Annotated in this window: 20 protein-coding genes and 1 riboswitch; of the genes, 7 read left to right on the top strand and 13 right to left on the bottom strand. The window is 66.2% G+C overall.

The window, feature by feature from the left end:
* Positions 1–136: 136 nt before the first annotated feature.
* Together ACXMDY_RS08665 and ACXMDY_RS08670 are read left to right on the top strand one after the other, a co-directional pair.
* The gene (locus tag ACXMDY_RS08665) at positions 137–601 is read left to right on the top strand and encodes a VOC family protein (protein ID WP_259701092.1); all 465 of its coding nucleotides are present in this window, start codon (positions 137–139) and stop codon (positions 599–601) included.
* Positions 598–1,053, top strand: coding sequence for a cupin domain-containing protein (locus ACXMDY_RS08670; RefSeq protein ID WP_259701093.1), 456 nt, complete (start codon positions 598–600; stop codon positions 1,051–1,053). The genes ACXMDY_RS08665 and ACXMDY_RS08670 overlap by 4 nt, the downstream gene beginning before the upstream one ends.
* On the opposite strand, the gene ACXMDY_RS08675 is transcribed toward ACXMDY_RS08670, so the two are convergent.
* From ACXMDY_RS08675 to ACXMDY_RS08695, 5 genes are all read right to left on the bottom strand, one after another.
* The gene (locus tag ACXMDY_RS08675; RefSeq protein WP_259701094.1) at positions 1,032–1,631 is read right to left on the bottom strand and encodes a DUF2808 domain-containing protein; all 600 of its coding nucleotides are present in this window, start codon (positions 1,629–1,631) and stop codon (positions 1,032–1,034) included. The genes ACXMDY_RS08670 and ACXMDY_RS08675 overlap by 22 nt on opposite strands.
* A complete protein-coding gene (locus ACXMDY_RS08680; protein WP_399243625.1) occupies positions 1,628–2,920 on the bottom strand; it encodes a glutathione S-transferase family protein in 1,293 nt (430 codons plus the stop codon). The genes ACXMDY_RS08675 and ACXMDY_RS08680 overlap by 4 nt, the downstream gene beginning before the upstream one ends.
* A 63-nt stretch (positions 2,921–2,983) precedes the next feature.
* On the bottom strand, positions 2,984–3,163 hold the full coding sequence (locus tag ACXMDY_RS08685) for a hypothetical protein (RefSeq protein WP_259701095.1): 180 nt from the start codon (positions 3,161–3,163) through the stop codon (positions 2,984–2,986).
* A gap of 135 nt (positions 3,164–3,298) precedes the next feature.
* Positions 3,299–3,484, bottom strand: coding sequence for a hypothetical protein (locus tag ACXMDY_RS08690; protein ID WP_259701096.1), 186 nt, complete (start codon positions 3,482–3,484; stop codon positions 3,299–3,301).
* Positions 3,485–3,893: 409 nt separating this feature from the next.
* Entirely contained in the window at positions 3,894–4,265 is a 372-nt protein-coding gene (locus ACXMDY_RS08695; protein WP_259701097.1) for an AbrB family transcriptional regulator, read from the bottom strand.
* A 79-nt stretch (positions 4,266–4,344) separates the two neighbouring features.
* On the opposite strand from ACXMDY_RS08695, the gene ACXMDY_RS08700 reads away from it, so the two are divergent.
* The 4 genes from ACXMDY_RS08700 (at position 4,345) to ACXMDY_RS08715 (ending at position 7,152) form a co-directional block, all read left to right on the top strand.
* Entirely contained in the window at positions 4,345–4,482 is a 138-nt protein-coding gene (locus ACXMDY_RS08700; protein ID WP_259701098.1) for a hypothetical protein, read from the top strand.
* Between the two features lie 124 nt (positions 4,483–4,606).
* Positions 4,607–4,990 (top strand): DUF393 domain-containing protein, encoded by a 384-nt coding sequence (locus ACXMDY_RS08705; protein ID WP_259701099.1) that lies wholly within the window; start codon positions 4,607–4,609, stop codon positions 4,988–4,990.
* Positions 4,987–6,795, top strand: a complete 1,809-nt coding sequence (locus ACXMDY_RS08710; RefSeq protein ID WP_259701100.1) for a gamma-glutamylcyclotransferase — start codon at positions 4,987–4,989, stop codon at positions 6,793–6,795. The genes ACXMDY_RS08705 and ACXMDY_RS08710 overlap by 4 nt, the downstream gene beginning before the upstream one ends.
* A gap of 174 nt (positions 6,796–6,969) precedes the next feature.
* A complete protein-coding gene (locus tag ACXMDY_RS08715; protein ID WP_259701101.1) occupies positions 6,970–7,152 on the top strand; it encodes a hypothetical protein in 183 nt (60 codons plus the stop codon).
* Here the strand turns inward: ACXMDY_RS08715 and ACXMDY_RS08720 are convergent.
* The 8 genes from ACXMDY_RS08720 to speB form a co-directional block, all read right to left on the bottom strand.
* Positions 7,098–8,276 (bottom strand): aromatic ring-hydroxylating oxygenase subunit alpha, encoded by a 1,179-nt coding sequence (locus ACXMDY_RS08720; protein WP_259701102.1) that lies wholly within the window; start codon positions 8,274–8,276, stop codon positions 7,098–7,100. The genes ACXMDY_RS08715 and ACXMDY_RS08720 overlap by 55 nt on opposite strands.
* Positions 8,277–8,315: 39 nt before the next feature.
* On the bottom strand, positions 8,316–9,086 hold the full coding sequence (locus ACXMDY_RS08725; RefSeq protein WP_259701103.1) for an ABC transporter ATP-binding protein: 771 nt from the start codon (positions 9,084–9,086) through the stop codon (positions 8,316–8,318).
* A 14-nt stretch (positions 9,087–9,100) separates the two neighbouring features.
* Complete coding sequence (locus ACXMDY_RS08730; RefSeq protein WP_259701124.1) at positions 9,101–9,847, bottom strand: ABC transporter permease; 747 nt, start codon at positions 9,845–9,847, stop codon at positions 9,101–9,103.
* A 74-nt stretch (positions 9,848–9,921) separates the two neighbouring features.
* Positions 9,922–10,938, bottom strand: a complete 1,017-nt coding sequence (locus ACXMDY_RS08735) for an ABC transporter substrate-binding protein (protein WP_259701104.1) — start codon at positions 10,936–10,938, stop codon at positions 9,922–9,924.
* A gap of 13 nt (positions 10,939–10,951) precedes the next feature.
* Positions 10,952–12,337: a type III glutamate--ammonia ligase gene (gene glnT / locus ACXMDY_RS08740; RefSeq protein ID WP_259701105.1), complete on the bottom strand. Its 1,386-nt coding sequence runs from the start codon at positions 12,335–12,337 to the stop codon at positions 10,952–10,954.
* A complete protein-coding gene (gene hypB / locus ACXMDY_RS08745) occupies positions 12,334–13,038 on the bottom strand; it encodes a hydrogenase nickel incorporation protein HypB (RefSeq protein ID WP_259701106.1) in 705 nt (234 codons plus the stop codon). The genes glnT and hypB overlap by 4 nt, the downstream gene beginning before the upstream one ends.
* 4 nt (positions 13,039–13,042) lie before the next feature.
* Positions 13,043–13,435, bottom strand: coding sequence for a hydrogenase maturation nickel metallochaperone HypA/HybF (locus ACXMDY_RS08750; RefSeq protein ID WP_259701107.1), 393 nt, complete (start codon positions 13,433–13,435; stop codon positions 13,043–13,045).
* A 3-nt stretch (positions 13,436–13,438) separates the two neighbouring features.
* Positions 13,439–14,629 (bottom strand): agmatinase, encoded by a 1,191-nt coding sequence (gene speB / locus ACXMDY_RS08755; RefSeq protein WP_259701108.1) that lies wholly within the window; start codon positions 14,627–14,629, stop codon positions 13,439–13,441.
* A gap of 26 nt (positions 14,630–14,655) precedes the next feature.
* Positions 14,656–14,776, bottom strand: a riboswitch (guanidine-I (ykkC/yxkD leader).
* A gap of 39 nt (positions 14,777–14,815) precedes the next feature.
* Between speB and ACXMDY_RS08760 the strand changes: the two genes are divergently transcribed.
* Positions 14,816–15,703, top strand: a complete 888-nt coding sequence (locus ACXMDY_RS08760) for a sugar phosphate isomerase/epimerase family protein (protein ID WP_259701109.1) — start codon at positions 14,816–14,818, stop codon at positions 15,701–15,703.
* Positions 15,704–15,879 lie beyond the last annotated feature (176 nt).

Below are 15,879 nucleotides of genomic sequence, written 5' to 3' on the forward strand. Positions count from 1 at the left end.
CCCCCGCCGCTCCGCTCCGGAAAGGCCCCCGTCAGCTGCACGGGGGCTTTTCTGTATCCAGGCCACCCCCACTGGCACCGCCCCAACTGGCACCGCCCCACTGCCAGCACCGAACAGTCACCACCGAACAGCGACCATGGCGTCCGCCGCCCTGTTTCACCTCTCCTTTCCCGTCAACGATCTGGACGCCACCGAACGCTGGTACGTCGATGGGCTCGGCTGCAGGCGAGGACGACGCAGCCCCGAAGCCCTGGTGCTCGGCCTCGGTGGCCATCAGCTGGTGGCCCATCTCGCCGCCGGAGCGCAGCCGGCCCAACGCGGCATCTATCCGCGCCATTTCGGCCTGGTGTTCGCCGAGTCTGCGGCCTACACGGCGATCGAGCAGCGGGCCCGGCGGCAGGAGCTCCAGTTCGGCGTGGCGCCCCGGCTGCGCTACCCGGATTCACCGCTGGAGCACCGCAGCTTCTTCCTGGTCGATCCCTCGGCGAACTGGCTGGAGTTCAAGCATTACCACCACCCCGAGGCGATCCTCGGGCTGGGCGAGCTGCCGCTGGTGGGGGAGCACAGTGATTCGTCCGCCGATCCTGCCCCCGCCAGATGACCCAGGACCTGATCGAACGGCTCCAGCTCACGCCCCATCCGGAGGGTGGCTTCTACCGGGAACGGCATCGCTCGGCGCTGATCGTGCGACGCGCCGATGGCCTGGAGCGATCGGCCTTCACGGTGATCGACTTCCTGCTCCCGGCCGGCGTGACCAGTCGCTGGCACCGGCTCAGCGGCGCGGAGGAAAGCTGGCACCACGCCGGCGGCGCTCCCCTGCGGCTCTGGCGGCGTCCTCCCGGCGCCGCAGCAGAGGCGATGCGGCTGGGTCCCCTGGATCCGGCCTTCCCGGACCAGTACCCCGTGCAGGTGATCCCGCCGGACTGGTGGCAGGCCGCCAGCAGCCTGGGTGCCTGGACCCTGGTGAACTGCTGTGTGGCACCCGGTTTCGATTTCGCCGACTTCTGCTGCGAGGACGAGCGGGGCGAGGCTCAGAACAGGGTGTTGCTGTAGATCGAGAGCCGGGCAAAACCGACCGGTGCCCCGACCGGATTGGGCCCGTGCGGATACGCCCGTACGGCGAACAGCGTGATCCCGGCCTGGGCTGGGTTGTTGAACGGTTTGAGCGCCACCGTCATGGTCTGACCTGGGCCCGGCGGGGTCAGGAACCGGATGGAGAACAGCCGCCGCTGCTGATCAAAGCTGGTTTCAATCGGCAGACTGGCCCCCTCCCGACGGGGTTCGCCAAGAAAGGCACGGGTCTGCGCCACATCGAAGGGGAAGGTCCAGTCAACCCCGGTGGTCTGCTGGATCTCCAGTCGCCCCAGCCCGGCCCCGGCCTGCTCGGGCATGGCAATCGTGAAGTAGTACTCCGCACCGTTGTCCATCACGGTGGTGTAGTAGTTGCGGAAGGTGAGCTTCCAGGGCGGCGTCTGAAAAAAGGTGCTGCCGCGCAGTTCCAGCGCCAACAGCGGCTGAGGCGGCAGCAGAAGGGCTCCGGCTCCAGCCAGCACGCAGGGCCCAGCCACCAGCAGGGCGGAGATCAGGTGCCCAGCGCCGGGGCGCCTGCCATGGATGGGGGGCCGGCTCATCGGAAGGTGCCAGCAGGTGGGCGCGTCGCCCCGATCGAGCCGGCAAAGGGGCGTGGATCCTGATCGCGGCGATGGTGGGTTGGCAAGGGGGGTGGCCCGCCAGGCGCCTGATCGGCGCTGGGCTGATCGCAGCTGAGGGAAGCCTGGGCGACCGCGCTGAGGGCCCGGCGCAGAGCCCGGGCCGCCAGCAGCGACATGTCGCGGGGAACGCTGATGCGGTCTTTCAGGTAGAGCAGGCCAACGGCGGCGCCGACGGGCGCCGGGCAGGGGCGCCCCAGGATCAACTGGGTCAGTCCGCAGCGCAGGGCCCGATCGAAGCGCTCCGGTGGCACGGGATTCACCGCCAGGATGGCGTGACGATGCCGGAGCACCCGGCGCAGCGCCTCGGCCGCCTCATCGCCCCGGGGGGTGTGGGAGGTTTCCGGATCCAGCGGTTCAGCCAGGGGCCAGGGACCCTGATCAACCCGCCGGCATGCGGCCTGCTGACGGGCGGAGCCGCTGGCGTAGCAGCCCCCCATCTGGGGCGGGAGATCGTGGGCATGGGTGTGAAAATCGCCCTGGGTGCCGAGGTAGGTGGAGCGGCCCTCCATGGCCGTGAACCAGGCGGCGATAGCGGGATGGCGCTCCTTGAGGCCATAGCCTTTGTAGTAATAGAGGCTGGCATTCATCCGCTCGATGTAAGGGGTGAAGACCAGATCAGCCGTGCTGAATTCCGCCAGGAAGAACGGACCAGGATGGATGTTCAGGGCCGAATCAACCTTCGACGCCACCTGGTCGAACGACCGCTCGGCGGAGGCCTCTTGCCGCTCTGAGCTCGAGGGCACACAGAGCCACTGGCACCAGGCCCGGAACAAGCTGCGCTCCAGTTGACGCAGAGGTAACACCTCGGGGGCGTTCATGGCCGCACCGAGCGGCCCGAAGGCTGCTTCGAGGGCCTGCAGGATCAGATCGCTCTCGGTGATCAGCCGACCATCGAGTTCGAGGGCCGGCAGCATCCCACTGGGCACCAGGCGCTTGAACCAGGCCTCCTTCTCGCCGTAGCAGAACATCGTGACCTTGCGGATCCGATAGGGAATCCGCTTCTCCTCCAGCCACAACCACACCTTCTGGCAGTAGGGGCACCAGGCATGGTGATCGCGGAACAGGGTGACCCGCAGCTCCGATTCGCTCTGGCCGAACAGGCGCAGGGTGGCCTGGGCATTGGTTGGACCCTCAATCCGATCGGGCTCAGGTGGGGACAGGGCTTCGAGCTCCTGCCAGCTGAGCGGATCGATGGGGGCTTGGATCACGGAAAGGGGGAAAGCCTGGGGCCTGTCAGTGGAGATTCTGGCAAGGCCGGATCAAGCCAGGCATCAACTCTGTTGAAGTGAAAGCAGCTCAGCTCCGTACTGGGCACTGAAGCTGGCCTGAAGCTGCCAGAGCTCAAGCAAAGACTTGGAGATGAGCCGCAGATCCTCGATCTCGGTGCAGCTGTCGATCGCCCTGGCATGGGCCTCAACGGCGAACTGCCGCGAAAGAGAGAGGGAATCCATGGCAAATAAGCGGCTTCCTCAAAGATAGCAACAATTCTTGACAATTGCTGATTCGAGGCATTCTGTGCCAGGCCAAGTGGCCGAAACGGGGGCCATCTGACAGAGGACAAGGCAGATGCAGGCTGGATTCCCGCCCTAGGCCGGCTCGAGAACCACCTGGCTCAACTGGTTCATCGGCACGGCGAAGGGGGGGGAACCCTGCTTGGAGAGGGGCCAGCGGCGGACCCAGCAGCGGTCGCCGTCATCATCGATGCTGAGAATCTGATAGGTGGTGTCGCCTTTGCTGGTCAGTTGTACGAAGGCGCCTTGCTGAAGCGTCATGTTGATGCTCCTCAGGAAAAAGGGACAGGTGAGAAGGTCCGAAGCACGAACCCCAACGCTTGCCAACGTAACGGAGTATTTCGGCGAATTGACAGCCAGTCATGGATCGGTCACCAGCTTGTGGAGATGCTGACCTGGCTCCAGACAGGCGGACGCTCGGCCTGCTGCACCTGATTCCTGGTGAACGAAAGCTCTGGATGCTCGACAACCCGCCAGCTTTGCTGGCGAGGTGCCTGCCAATGGTGATGCCCAGCTGCAACCCAGAAGCCCATTGGGGATCCGGGGGCTGAGCTGGGCGAAGCTGAAACCAATCAGCCGAATGAATCAAGCCAGCCCTGCCAATGGAGAGCAGGCAGAGCTGAAGCGCTGATGGAGGCTGGATTCCACTGACAGATCCAGCCTGGCCGACTCAATCCTCGGTGTCGTCGGAGCCACCGACGGGAACCAGACGGATCTGCTTCTTGCCGAGCTTGATTTCGAACTCATCGCCAGGCTGCAGACCGAGCAGAGCGGTGTAGGCCTTGCCGATCAGCAGGTTTCCATTGAACTGCACCTTGGTGACATAGCTGAGCTTGCGGCCACCCTGACCGACCCCATTGCCACTGCCAAGGCCAAGGCTGACTCCCTTGGCTTCGAGAAGTGCCTCATAAAAGGCCGTGAAGTTGAGCCGCTCGCCGCCGTCTTTTTTGGTGCTCACATAGCCGGCTGCCTTGACCAGCTCGGATTTGCCGACATCACCCAACTCCTTGACTTTGGCCAGCAGGTCAGAACCGGTGAGCATGGAATCGAATTGTCACTACACATCTAACATAGCAATACGACCTCCGAACTGACTAGCCCTCTCCCAGCCAATTTCCCCGTTGAACGGGCTGCAGATCGCCAGCGCCGAAGCCATCCCCGCAGCGATCCTGCGCTATCACGGTGTGCAGCGAGATCCACTGGCGGTTCTCAGTCCAGTTCACGGCCGATTCCCCCAGCTCAGCGGCCGCAGACGGTAGGCAGATCGCGGCTGAATCGACACCGTCTGAGCATGGCCTGAAACCCATCTTGCTGGCCCGGTGGCTCAGCCCCCGAGCCTCCCAGCAAAGACGCCAGAATGATCGAACCTAATCTGCTCAGCTTGTGCAACTCGTCTATGACGGCGGTTGTCCGTTCTGTCGCCACTTCGCGGCCACCAGTGCCTTGCGTGGCGGACTGACCGACCTTGAGATCATTGACGGTCGCGCCGACAGTGTGCTGCGCCAGCAACTGGCGGAGCGGGGCTTTGATCTGGCTGACGGGGCGATCCTGATCGAGGGGGAACGCTGCTGGCATGGCGCCGATGCGGTTAACCAGCTGTGCCGGCAGCTGCGTCCCACCGACGGATTGCTGCGGCTGTTGATCAGCGTGTTCAACGACCGAAGCCGCAGTCGCCTGCTCTATCCCGGGCTGCTGGCCGCGAGGCGTCTGGCACTGATGATCAGGGGCCTGCCCCTCAATCCCGCGCTGGAGCCGACGACGCGTTGAACGGAGACGGGTCGGCAGGCGACCGGGGGGAACTGGTCTTCGTCTACGGGACGCTCAAGCGGGGCGAGCCCAACCATGGCTGGCTGCGGGGTGCCCGCTTTCTGGGGCGGCGTCGATTGCCGGGAGTTCGGATGCATGATCTGGGCCCCTATCCGATGGCCGTGCCCGCTGCCGGTGAGGAGCAGAAGGGGAAACCGGGCCGTTTGCCGCTGATCCACGGTGAACTCTTCCGCGTGGATGCCGCCGGCCTGGCCGGGCTGGATCGGCTGGAAGATGTACCGAACGACTACAGACGGCTGCGGCTGGTTCTCAGCGACGGCATGCCCGCCTGGGTGTATCTGGGCCGCGCTGAGCAGGTGATCGGGGCCGCCCCGGTTCCGCTCGGCGACTGGGGCACGAAGCCGGTGTTCAGCTACGGCTCCAACCTCTGTCCTGACCAGCTGGCGGCCCGCTGCAAGGGCTGGGACGGCAGCGGCCAGGTGGCCCGCCTGGAGGGCTGGCGCTGGGGAATCAGCAAGGTCCGCTCGCCTGGCCGCGGCTCCGGCCAGCCAGGCGAAGGAGCTGCCGACATCCAGTCTGACCCGGGCGCCCACTGCTGGGGGGTGGTGCACCATCTCGGCCCGGCCGATCGGCACGCCCTTGATCGCCATGAAGGGGTGGCGGCGGGCCACTACCGAACCCAGACGCTGACGGTGACAACGCTGCAGGGGGAGTGTTTCCCGGTTTCAACCTATGTGCCCACACCGGAGTGGAGCGCCGACGGACTCAGACCCAGTCCGGACTACGCCGACCGCATCCGACGGGGATCGGCCCACTGGCCCTTGCCCGAGCTGTGGCGGCGGACCCTGGAGGCTGCCCTGGATGGCGAGCTGGGGAGTGAACTGGGCGGCACCGGGTCGCCTGCCTGGCCTTGCTCACATCCGACACCAGCAAGGCCACCGCTGGCCAGACTCGACTCCCCACCATCCGGCCCCAGCCACTCCCGTGCGGCCATGAACATCCAGGTCGGTTGCAGGCTCACGGCAACCTTCTTTCAACCCACCCCGCTGGTGCTGTTGCTCCAGCCGCACCACTCCCGTCAGCCGGATCTGATCGCGCCCGATCCGATCGACGTGCAGCCCGCCGTGCCGCTCGAGCAAGGCACCGACGGCTTCGGCAACCGCTTCTGCCGGCTGGTGGCACCGCCCGGAGAGAGCCGGTTCAGCCTTCAGACCGTCGTCAGCGATAGCGGCAGCCCCGATCCGGTCGTGCCCACGGCGCGGCGGCTGCCGGTGCAGGAGCTGCCACCCGAGGTTCTGGCTGATCTCAATGCCAGCCGCTACTGCGAAACCGACCGTCTTGGCGAGATCGCCTGGAACCTGTTCGGGAACTGCCCGCCCGGCTGGCCGCTGGTACAGGCGATCTGCGACCACGTGCACAACCACATCCGCTTCAGCGGCGACCATGCCAGCTCCACCAAAAGCGCCTTTGATGCCTATATGGAAGGGCGCGGCGTCTGCCGCGATTTCGCCCACCTGGCAATCACCTTCTGCCGCTGTCTCAACATTCCCGCCCGCTATTGCACCGGCTATCTGGGCCATACCGGCATCAGCTTCGATCCGGAGCCGATTGATTTCTCGGCCTGGTTCGAGGCCTACCTGGATGGCCGGTGGTACACCTTCGATGCCCGCTTCAACACGCCCCGGATCGGCCGGGTCCTGATCGCCCGCGGCCGCGATGCCGCCGATGTGCCCTTCCTCCGCTCGTTCGGCGAGCACCAGCTCACCGGCTTCGAGGTGATCACCGAAGCCCTTGAGCCGGGCTGAAGCGGCGAGGTTCGATGCCAGCCGGAGCAGACCACGCAACAGGGGGCTGGTGGGGCGGCTCCAGGCGAAGGGAGGGGGGTCATCCACACCGGCCGGATGGGTGATCGAGCGAGGCGAAACCCGCAAAAAATTGTTATGGTTGATACCGAAGACTTTCCTATCGCTCCTCTCGCCATGGCCACCGCTCACACCAATTCCGCTGCCCGCCAGGCTTCGCTGATCGAATCGCTGCGGATGCGCTACGCCGCTGCCGTGGCCGCCGGTGACGCCGAAGCAAAGCTGGCTCTGTTCCGGGAAGCCGCCTATCTCGACATCAGGCCGGAACTGCTGGAGCAGTCCGCGGCGGCAGCGGCCTGAACTGGGCCTGATCGTGCCAGGGCCTCCCGGTAGAGCGCCTGATGGTGGAGGATCCGGCGTTCCAGCTGATGGGCCGGGCCGGGGCTGAACCCGCCGCTGCCGTAGGCCAGCTGGGCTGATTCCACCAAGGCGCGATCCTCTTCAAGAAAAGCCGTCATCTCCTCCAGCTGGGCTTCGGCCCCGGCTGCTCCCTGCGCCGGGCCGGCCAGGGTCAGCTCCAACCGGCAGCGATCAAGCGCCTCAGGATGGAAGCCGATCAGGGCCGTGGTGCCATCGGGCCAGAGCAGTACATGGTTCCAGGGGGGCACTGAGAAGGTCAGGAACGTGCCGGTGGGCCCGGCATCACCGGCAGAAGCCATCGGCATCGGGGTGGCGAGCAGGTTGCACCAGCGCCCGAAGCGATGCCGATAGGCGCTCACCGGACCCTGGGTGCGATGCAGCGTGGTGGGGTGGGCAATGGCGACGTGGTAGTCGTCGAGGGTGTTGTCATGGGCGATCTTCCAGTTGCAGGCCAGGCCGAGCCGGCGGCGACCGAAGAGCAGCGGAGCGGCATCCGAAGCAGGCGGTGATTCAGGCGCATCAACCCTCCAGCCCCCCTGCTCCCGCAGCAGATCCAGCTGCTCCGCCAGAGCTGGAGCCGCCGCACCGGCGCCGGCCTCAGCGGCAGGCAGCGGCAGGCGCACCCAGAGGAAGGGGCCAGCCACGGCGATCTCGATCGGGCTGAGGTCCCAGTGCTGGCGCTCGAACGGTGCGCAGAAATCCCCCTCCCGGGCAGCCGCCAGCAGGCGACCATCCGGGGCGTAGGTCCAGCCGTGGTAGGGACAGATCAGCTTGCGGCAAGGGTTAAGCGCGCTTCCCGGCGCCAGCAGGGCCACGCCCCGGTGCGGGCACTGGTTCAGGAAGGCCTGCGGTCCAACGCCGGGCGGATGGGTGAGCAGCAGCTCCACCCCCAGCAGGGCGCGACTGAGCGCCGCCCCCTCGGGCAGCTCCGACAGCAGCGCCAGCGGATGCCAGAACTGCCGCGCGTAGACATGGCTCTCCCACTGAGCGACCAGGTGGGAGCCATACAGCTCGGCAGCCAGAAAGGGAGCCGCCGGTGGCGGGGTGGCGAGGGAGGTGGTCATGGCGAATCGACGGAGAGGCTGGGAGCTGGGAGCTGGGATTCAGGCCATGACGCCGGCATCGAGGCTGCGCAGGCAGCCGGCCAGCTCCTCCCGCAGTTCGAGGAAGGGCCGTGAAACCCGCAGGTGGGCGAGGCTGGTGCGATCGAGCTGGGCGGAAACGGTGCGGATGATCCGTCCGGGACGCGGCGCCATGATGTGGACGCGCTGGGCCAGCAGCAGGGCCTCCTCCACGTCGTGGGTGATCAGCAAGGCCGTCAGGCCGGTGCGTTCCCAGAGCTGGTAGAGAAACTCCTGCATCGATTCCCGGATCTGCAGATCCAGGGCGCCGAACGGCTCATCGAGCAGCAGCACCTTGGGATCGGCAGCCAGGGCCCGGGCGATCGCCACCCGCTGCTGCATGCCGCCGGAGAGCTCCCGGGGCAGACGCCGACCGGCATCGGAAAGCCCCACCACCTCCAGGAAGTAGGCGGTGCGTTCGCTCACCTCCCGCTTGGCGCGCCCCTGGAGCGTCATGCCGAAGGCCACGTTCTCAGCGGCGCTCAGCCACGGATAGAGGCTGTACTTCTGGAACACCATGCCGCGATCGGAACCCGGTCCCCTGACGGGCTTGCCATCGACGGTGATCGAGCCCGTGCTGGGACGTTCCAGGCCGGCCACCAGCCGCATCACCGTCGACTTGCCCGAACCCGAGCTGCCCACCAGGGCCACGAATTCGCCTGAATCGAGATCCAGGTTGATGTCTTCGAGCACCAGCTTGGCCTTGGAGCCATGGCCGAAGGTCTTGCTGACGCCGGTTACCGAGAGATGCATGGAGGATGCCGGGTTCAGTTGGCCCAGGAGCAGGCCCGGCGCATCAGCAGCCGGAAGCCCAGATCGATCGCCAGGCCGATCAGACCGATCACGATCAGGCCGACGAAGATCTCATCGGTACGAAGGAAGCGCTGGGCCAGGGAGATGCGTTTGCCCAGGCCCTCGTTGGCGGCCACCAGCTCGGCCACGATCACCAGATTCCAGGCCGAGGCCATGTTGATGCGATAGGCATCGATCACCTGGGGGGCGATGAAGGGCATCACCACCCTGGTGACGATCTGGAAGCCACGGCCCCCGAGCGTGAGGGCGGTTTCACGCAGCTCGGAGGGCACGAACTTCACCGAATCCATGATCATCAAGGTGTTGAAGAACACGGTGCCGATGAAGATCAACAGGATCTTGGGCTCCTCCCCGAGGCCGAAGTAGATGATCAGCAGGGGGATGAAGGCGGGCGCCGGCATGTAGCGGATCAGGCCCATCAACGGCTCCAGCAACTGGCAGATCACCCGGCTGCAGCCCATGGCGATGCCGATCGGCAGCGACACCAGCGCCGAGAGGGCGAAGCCCGCCCCGACCCGGCCAACGCTGGCGAGCAGATCCCTGATCAGGATGCCGCGGCTGTACTGGTCGCTGCCTGCCCTCCAGACCGCCTCGGGGCTGGGCAGGAAGAGCTTGTCCACCAGACCGCTGGCGGCGATCAGCTGCCAGAACAACAGCACGGCCAGGATGCCGATCAGCCCGAGTGACCAGGGGTGAGCCAGCCAGCGCAGCAGTGCTGAGCCGCCCGCCGCCCCCCCAGCTGTTCGGGGCTTGTCAGCTGTGGTGGACGTGAGGCTCACTTGGCCGCATCCACGAAGCTGGAGTTGAACAGCGTGCCGAGCTCGGGCGTGGTCTTGGCGAGGCCCGTTTCCACCAGGAAAGCACTGATCTGCTCAGCGGCGTAGGGAAGGGAGAGCATGGTGGTGCCCGGCTTGAAGTTGGTGCGGTTCTCCTCCAGGGTCTGAATCGTGGTGCCGGCGTTGTAGGCCATGAATTCGGCCTCGCTCACGCCGGAGCGCTCCACCAGGATGGGCAGGGTGCCGGCGGGATCGTCCTTGATGGTCTGGAGGGTGGCGAACCAGGCATCGACGATCTTCTGGATCTTCTCGGGGTTCTTGGCGATGAAATCGGTGCGACAGACCAGCAGGTCGCTGATCGCACCGGGGTGGTCTGCGGAGGTGGTGAGCGCCTTGCTGCCGGGGCGCTTCAGGGCCTGGGTGGTGAAGGGGGCATAGACGCCGGCCGCATCGACCTTGCCGGCAGCGAAGGCGGCGGCGGCGGCGCCGGTTTCCAGGGGAACGAAGGTGATGTCCTTGGCGGAAAGGCCCGCATCCTTGAGCACCTTGAGCAGCAGGAAGTGGTCAACGGTGCCTTCCTCAGCAGCCACCGACTTGCCCTTGAGGCCGGCGACGGAGGTGATCTCCTTGGCGGCGATGATCTGGTCATTGCCGGTGGAGAAGTCGTTCTGGAGCACCACCTGCAGGTCGGCGCCACCGGCGACCGAACTGATCGTGTCGTTGAGCGTCTGGCTGTTGCAGTCGAGCTGGCCGGCGTTGAGGGCGTTGATCGAATCCAGGTAGCCATCGAACCACTGCAGCGCCACAGGCACACCCTCGGCCTCAAAGAGCTTCTTGTCCTCGGTGACCTTCCAGGGGAACCAACCGGGCCAGGCGCTGTAGCCCACCTTCACGGGCGTGTCCTGGCTGACGGGCTTCTGGCAACCCGCCACCAGGCCGGCGGAGAGCGCGGCCGCCAGTGCGGAGGCGACCAGGCGGGTGCGGGGGGAGCGACGGATGGATGGGAAGCGCTTCATGGTGATCAGGGGGTTAGAAGAATTCGAGATAGCGCTTGCGTTCCCATTCGGAAACAGCGCCGTGGTACGACTCCCATTCCTCGCGTTTGTAGGCGACGAAGGAATCGAACATGGCATCACCGAATACGCTTCTCGAGAGCGGATCGGCGGCGAAGGCCTCGATCGCCTCGCCGAGGGTGCGGGGCAGCAGGCTGATGCCGCGCTCGGCGAGCTGCTCAGGGCTGAGGGTGTAGGCGTTCACGAGGTTGGCGGGGCCTGGATCGAGCCCTTCGCGGATGCCCTCGAGGCCCGCCGCCAGAATCATCGCTCCCCCCAGGTAGGGATTGGCGGCGCTGTCGGCGGCACGGCACTCCACCCGCCCACCGGGAGAGGGGATGCGCAGCATGTTGGTGCGGTTGTTGTTGCCGTAGCAGATGAACACCGGCGCCCAGGTGAAGCCGCTCATCGAGCCCTGGGCCACCAGCCGCTTGTAGCTGTTCACCGTGGGGGCGATCACGGCGCAGATCGCCGGGGCATGGCGCAGCACCCCAGCGATGAACTGCCTGGCCAGATCACTCACACTGGCCGGGGCGCCGGAGGGGCAGACAAACAGGTTCTCGCCTGTGCCCAGGTCGGCCAGCGACATGTTGTAGTGGGCGCCGCTGCCCGTGCGATCGCTGAACGGCTTGGGCATGAACGAGGCCACCAGCCCATGGGGGCGGACGATCTCCTTGGCCATCAGCCGGAAGAAGGTGAGCCGATCGGCCATGGTGAGCACATCGGCGTAGGCGAAGTCGATCTCGAACTGGCCGGGGCCGTCCTCGTGATCGAAGGAATAAACACCCCAGCCCAGCTCGTTCATGGCGCTCACCAACTCGTCGAGCCAGCCGAGGTTGTCGAGCAGACCCACCACGTCGTAGGCGGGCTTGTCGAGCACATCCCGATCGCTGCAGGGGGAGAGCTGGCCTTCGGGGCCGCGGCGCAGCACGAAGAACTCGGTTTCGATGCCGAGGTTGAAGCGGTAGCCCATGGCGGCGGCCTGGGCGCGGACGCGGTTGAGGATGGTGCGGCTGCAGGCCTCGAACGGGGCACCGTTGAGGTGAAGGTTGCTGGCCAGCCAGGCCACATCCTTCTTCCAGGGCAGCACCGTGACGCTGGCGGGATCGGGCACGGCGGCGACCTCGTCGTCGCTCACCTCCTGGGGTACGCCATCGAGGGCGGCACCGGTGAACAGCTCGGAGCCGCGCAGCATCTGGCCCAGGTGATCCAGGGGCACGGCCTTGGCCTTGCTGACGCCGTGCAGATCGACGAAGGAGGCCAGGGCATAGCGGACGCCCTGGGCGGCCAGCGCGGCCTTGAGATCGGGCCCGCCGCCGGTGGCTGCCGGCGGATCAATGGCGATGGAAGTGGAAAGGCTCATCGGATCACCAGGGCGGGCAGGGGCTGAACCTGGACGGCCACCTGCTCCAGCAGCCACTGGTGCCAGGCGCCCAGGCCTTCGCCGCTGCTGGCCGAGAGCAGGAACACCCGCGCCCGGGGGTTCACCTGGTTCACGTGGTCCACGAACCGCTCCACCTGAACCGGCAGGTAGGGGAGCAGGTCGATCTTGGTGATCAGCACGCAGTCCGCCTCGCGGAACATCACCGGGTACTTGAGTGGCTTGTCCTCGCCTTCGGTGACGCTGAGCAGGGCCACCTTGAGGTGCTCTCCCACCTCGAATTCAGCCGGACAGACCAGATTGCCGACGTTCTCCACCCAGAGCAGATCGAGGGCGGCCGGATCGAGGCGCTGCTTCAGCAGCTTGAGGCCACCGCTCACCATCGAAGCATCGAGGTGACAGGCGCGGCCGGTGGTGATCGGCACCACGGGCACCCCCACCGCCTCAAGACGCTGGGCATCGAGGGTGGTGGTCATGTCGCCTTCGAGCACCGCCATCGAAAGCCGGGGCGCCAGGGCCGTGATCGTGCGCTCCAGCAGGGAGGTCTTGCCGGCGCCGGGGCTGCTCATCACGTTGAGGCAGAGCAGGCGCCAGGCGTCGAAATGCTGGCGGTTGTGGTCGGCCTGGTGCTGGTTGGCGGCCAGCAGGTTGAGACCGAGGGTATCGGTGAGGGGCATGTGCATCGGATCAGGGCGAGGAGGAAAGAGCTGGGATCAGGGCATCGTCGTGGAGCTGGTAGTCGATCGAGCGGATGCGCAGCTCACGGCCTGAGACGATCTCCTCCATCGGGTGATCACAGCAGGGGGAGCGGTAGGCGTTGCCCGGCTCGGGGCTGTAGATCGCCTCACAGCGGAGGCAGCGGGCACGCAGTGGAATGGTTTCGATGCAGAGCTCGCTGCCGGCCAGCCAGCCCCCCTGCACGGCAGCGCCATAGGTGAAGCGAAGCGCCTCGGGCTCGACGCAGGTGAAGGAACCCACCTGAAGGTGCACCAGGCTCACCTCGGGCCGCTTCGGCCGGTGCTGCCCCTTCCATTGATTGAGCGAGAGCAGCAGACAGCGGGTCATGTCGACTTCATGCATGGCTCACCTCCACTTCTGATCGACGCCCATGTTGCAGGTGTCATGCAGCCAGGCCGGCCGGCCTTTGCGCGGCAGCTGGCCACTCACCACCAGGTGGGCCATCACATCGCAGATCACACGCGTGGCCATCAAGGAGGTCATGTCGCTGATGTCGTAGGGGGGGGAAACCTCCACCACCTCAAGGCCGCAGACCGGCACGTTGCGCACGATCAGCTCCAGCAGCTTGAGCGCTTCGCGCGGCAGCAGCCCGCCGGGTTCGGGCCAGCCGGTGCCGGGCACGAAGCCGGCATCGATGCAGTCGATGTCGAAGGAGATGTAGACGCAATCGGTGCCATCGGTGGCGCGCTCAATCGCGAACCGGGCGGCCGCCTCCAGGCCCATGTCGCAGATGTCGGTGACGGTGAGCACGTTGGTGCCACGCTCGCGGCAGACCTTCACCCCTTCGCGCGGCACCTGCCAGCCACCGATGCCGAGCTGCACGAGGTTTTCGGCCGGGGCGTTGGCCATGTTGGTGGCATGGAACCAGGGGCAGGTGTGCATGCGTTCGTCGAGGTCGATCTCCTGGGTGTCGACGTGGCGATCGAAGTGGATGATGCCCACCTTCTTGTCACCGAGGTGGCGGCACACGCCGCGCACGGTGGGAAAGCCGATCGAGTGATCACCGCCGAGCAGGATCGGGAAGGCGCCGCTGGCGAACACATGGGCCACGCCCTTGGAGATCTGATCGAAGCTCTTCTCGTTGTTGGCGGGAATCGTGAAGATGTCACCCACATCGCAGAGCGTGATCGATTCGCGCAGATCCACCCCCATCTCGTAGTTGTAAGGGGTGTAGAGCGCCGAGATGCGGCGGATGCCCTGGGGCCCGAAGCGGGTGCCGGGGCGGTAGGTGGTGCCGCAATCGTGGGGGATGCCCACGATCGCCACATCGAATTCACCGACGCGGTTCACGTCTTCGATGTAGGGCGCCTTCATGAAGGTGTTGATGCCCGCGTAATGGGGCAGCTCACCACGGGAGAAGGTGGAGATGCGCCGATCAACGATGCTCTCGGCGGCCTCCAGGCCATAGCGGAGGCCCTGCTCCACCTCCTGCTGCCAGCCGGTGAGCGGCAGGCGCGCTTCCTTTTCGAGCGCTTCAGCGCCTTCGGTGGTGTGGGGACGCTCAAAGGCCCCTGCGGGGCCTGAAATCTCGGGCATGGAGGATCACGGATGGGGGCTGGGCGGTCTCCCGGGCTTTTATCCCTCCGTGCCACCGGGAAAACCGGTGTGTTTCTCTCGGACCAGGCGCTCTGGAATGGCTGTGAGAACAACCAATCCGAAACCGGAACCCTAGAAACTTCTTCCGCTGCGCCATGCTCCCCCTTGCCGCTGGGCAGAGTTGTGATGACTGTTACCGAGTGGGGCGATGGGGAGGCCATCGCTGCCGCACAGCCGGGGACGCTGCTGTTTCAGAGCCTCTGGGGGTTTGGGGGGTCGCTGGCCGAAGCGATCGAACGCTCGCGCAGCGACGGCTTCGATGGCCTGGAGCTGAACCTGCACCACAGCGCCGTGAAGGGCCTCAAGGCCCAGGCGGTGCGATCGGCCCTGGAGAAGGCGGAGCGCAGGCTGATCCTGGAGCTGGTGACCGGCGGCGACTACGTGCCCGATCTGGGCCGCACGGCCGATCAGCACCTGGAGGAACTCGATGGCCTGCTGGCCGAGGCGGTGGAGCTGCAGCCGCTGAAGGTGACGGTGATCACTGGCAGCGACAGCTGGGGCTGGGTGGAGCAGCAGCGCTTCTGGGGCCGCAGCCTCGGTCTGGTGGAGCGCAGCGGCCTGCCCGTGAGCTTCGAAACCCACCGCTCCCGCTGCCTGGCGAATCCCTGGACCATCAGCCGCACCCTGGAGGCATTCCCGGCCCTGCGGCTCACCGCAGACCTGAGCCACTGGTGCGTGCTGGCCGAGCGGCTGATGACCCCGGAACTGGTGCCGATCCAGCTGATGGCCGGCCGCGTTGATCACATCCACGCCCGGGTGGGCTGGGCCCAGGGGCCCCAGGTGAGCCACCCATTTGCGCCCGAGCACCGCGACGCCCTGGAGGCCCACGGATCCTGCTGGCAGCTGTTCGCCGAACGCCACCGCACCGGGGGCCGCGGAGCCCTCACGGTGACCCCCGAATTCGGCCCCGATGGCTACCTGCCGACCCTGCCATTCACAAATCAACCGGTGGCTGATCTCGGCGAAATCAATCGGGCAATGGCTGGGTGGGTGCGGGAGCGGTTGGGGGAGTGAAATGGCCCCTCGATGCGCACATTCAGTTGTGCACCATCAACCCTGGAATGGCTGATTGAGATCCAGAAGCGACCAGGCTTCCCCACCGGCATGGCCAACAGGTTCAATGACCTGTATCACATCAACCAGTGGGTTCGCGGACCCGCCTAAAACTCCAGCCAAGCCGCGTCAAAGGC

It is taken from the genome of Cyanobium sp. ULC082 (assembly GCF_977927535.1).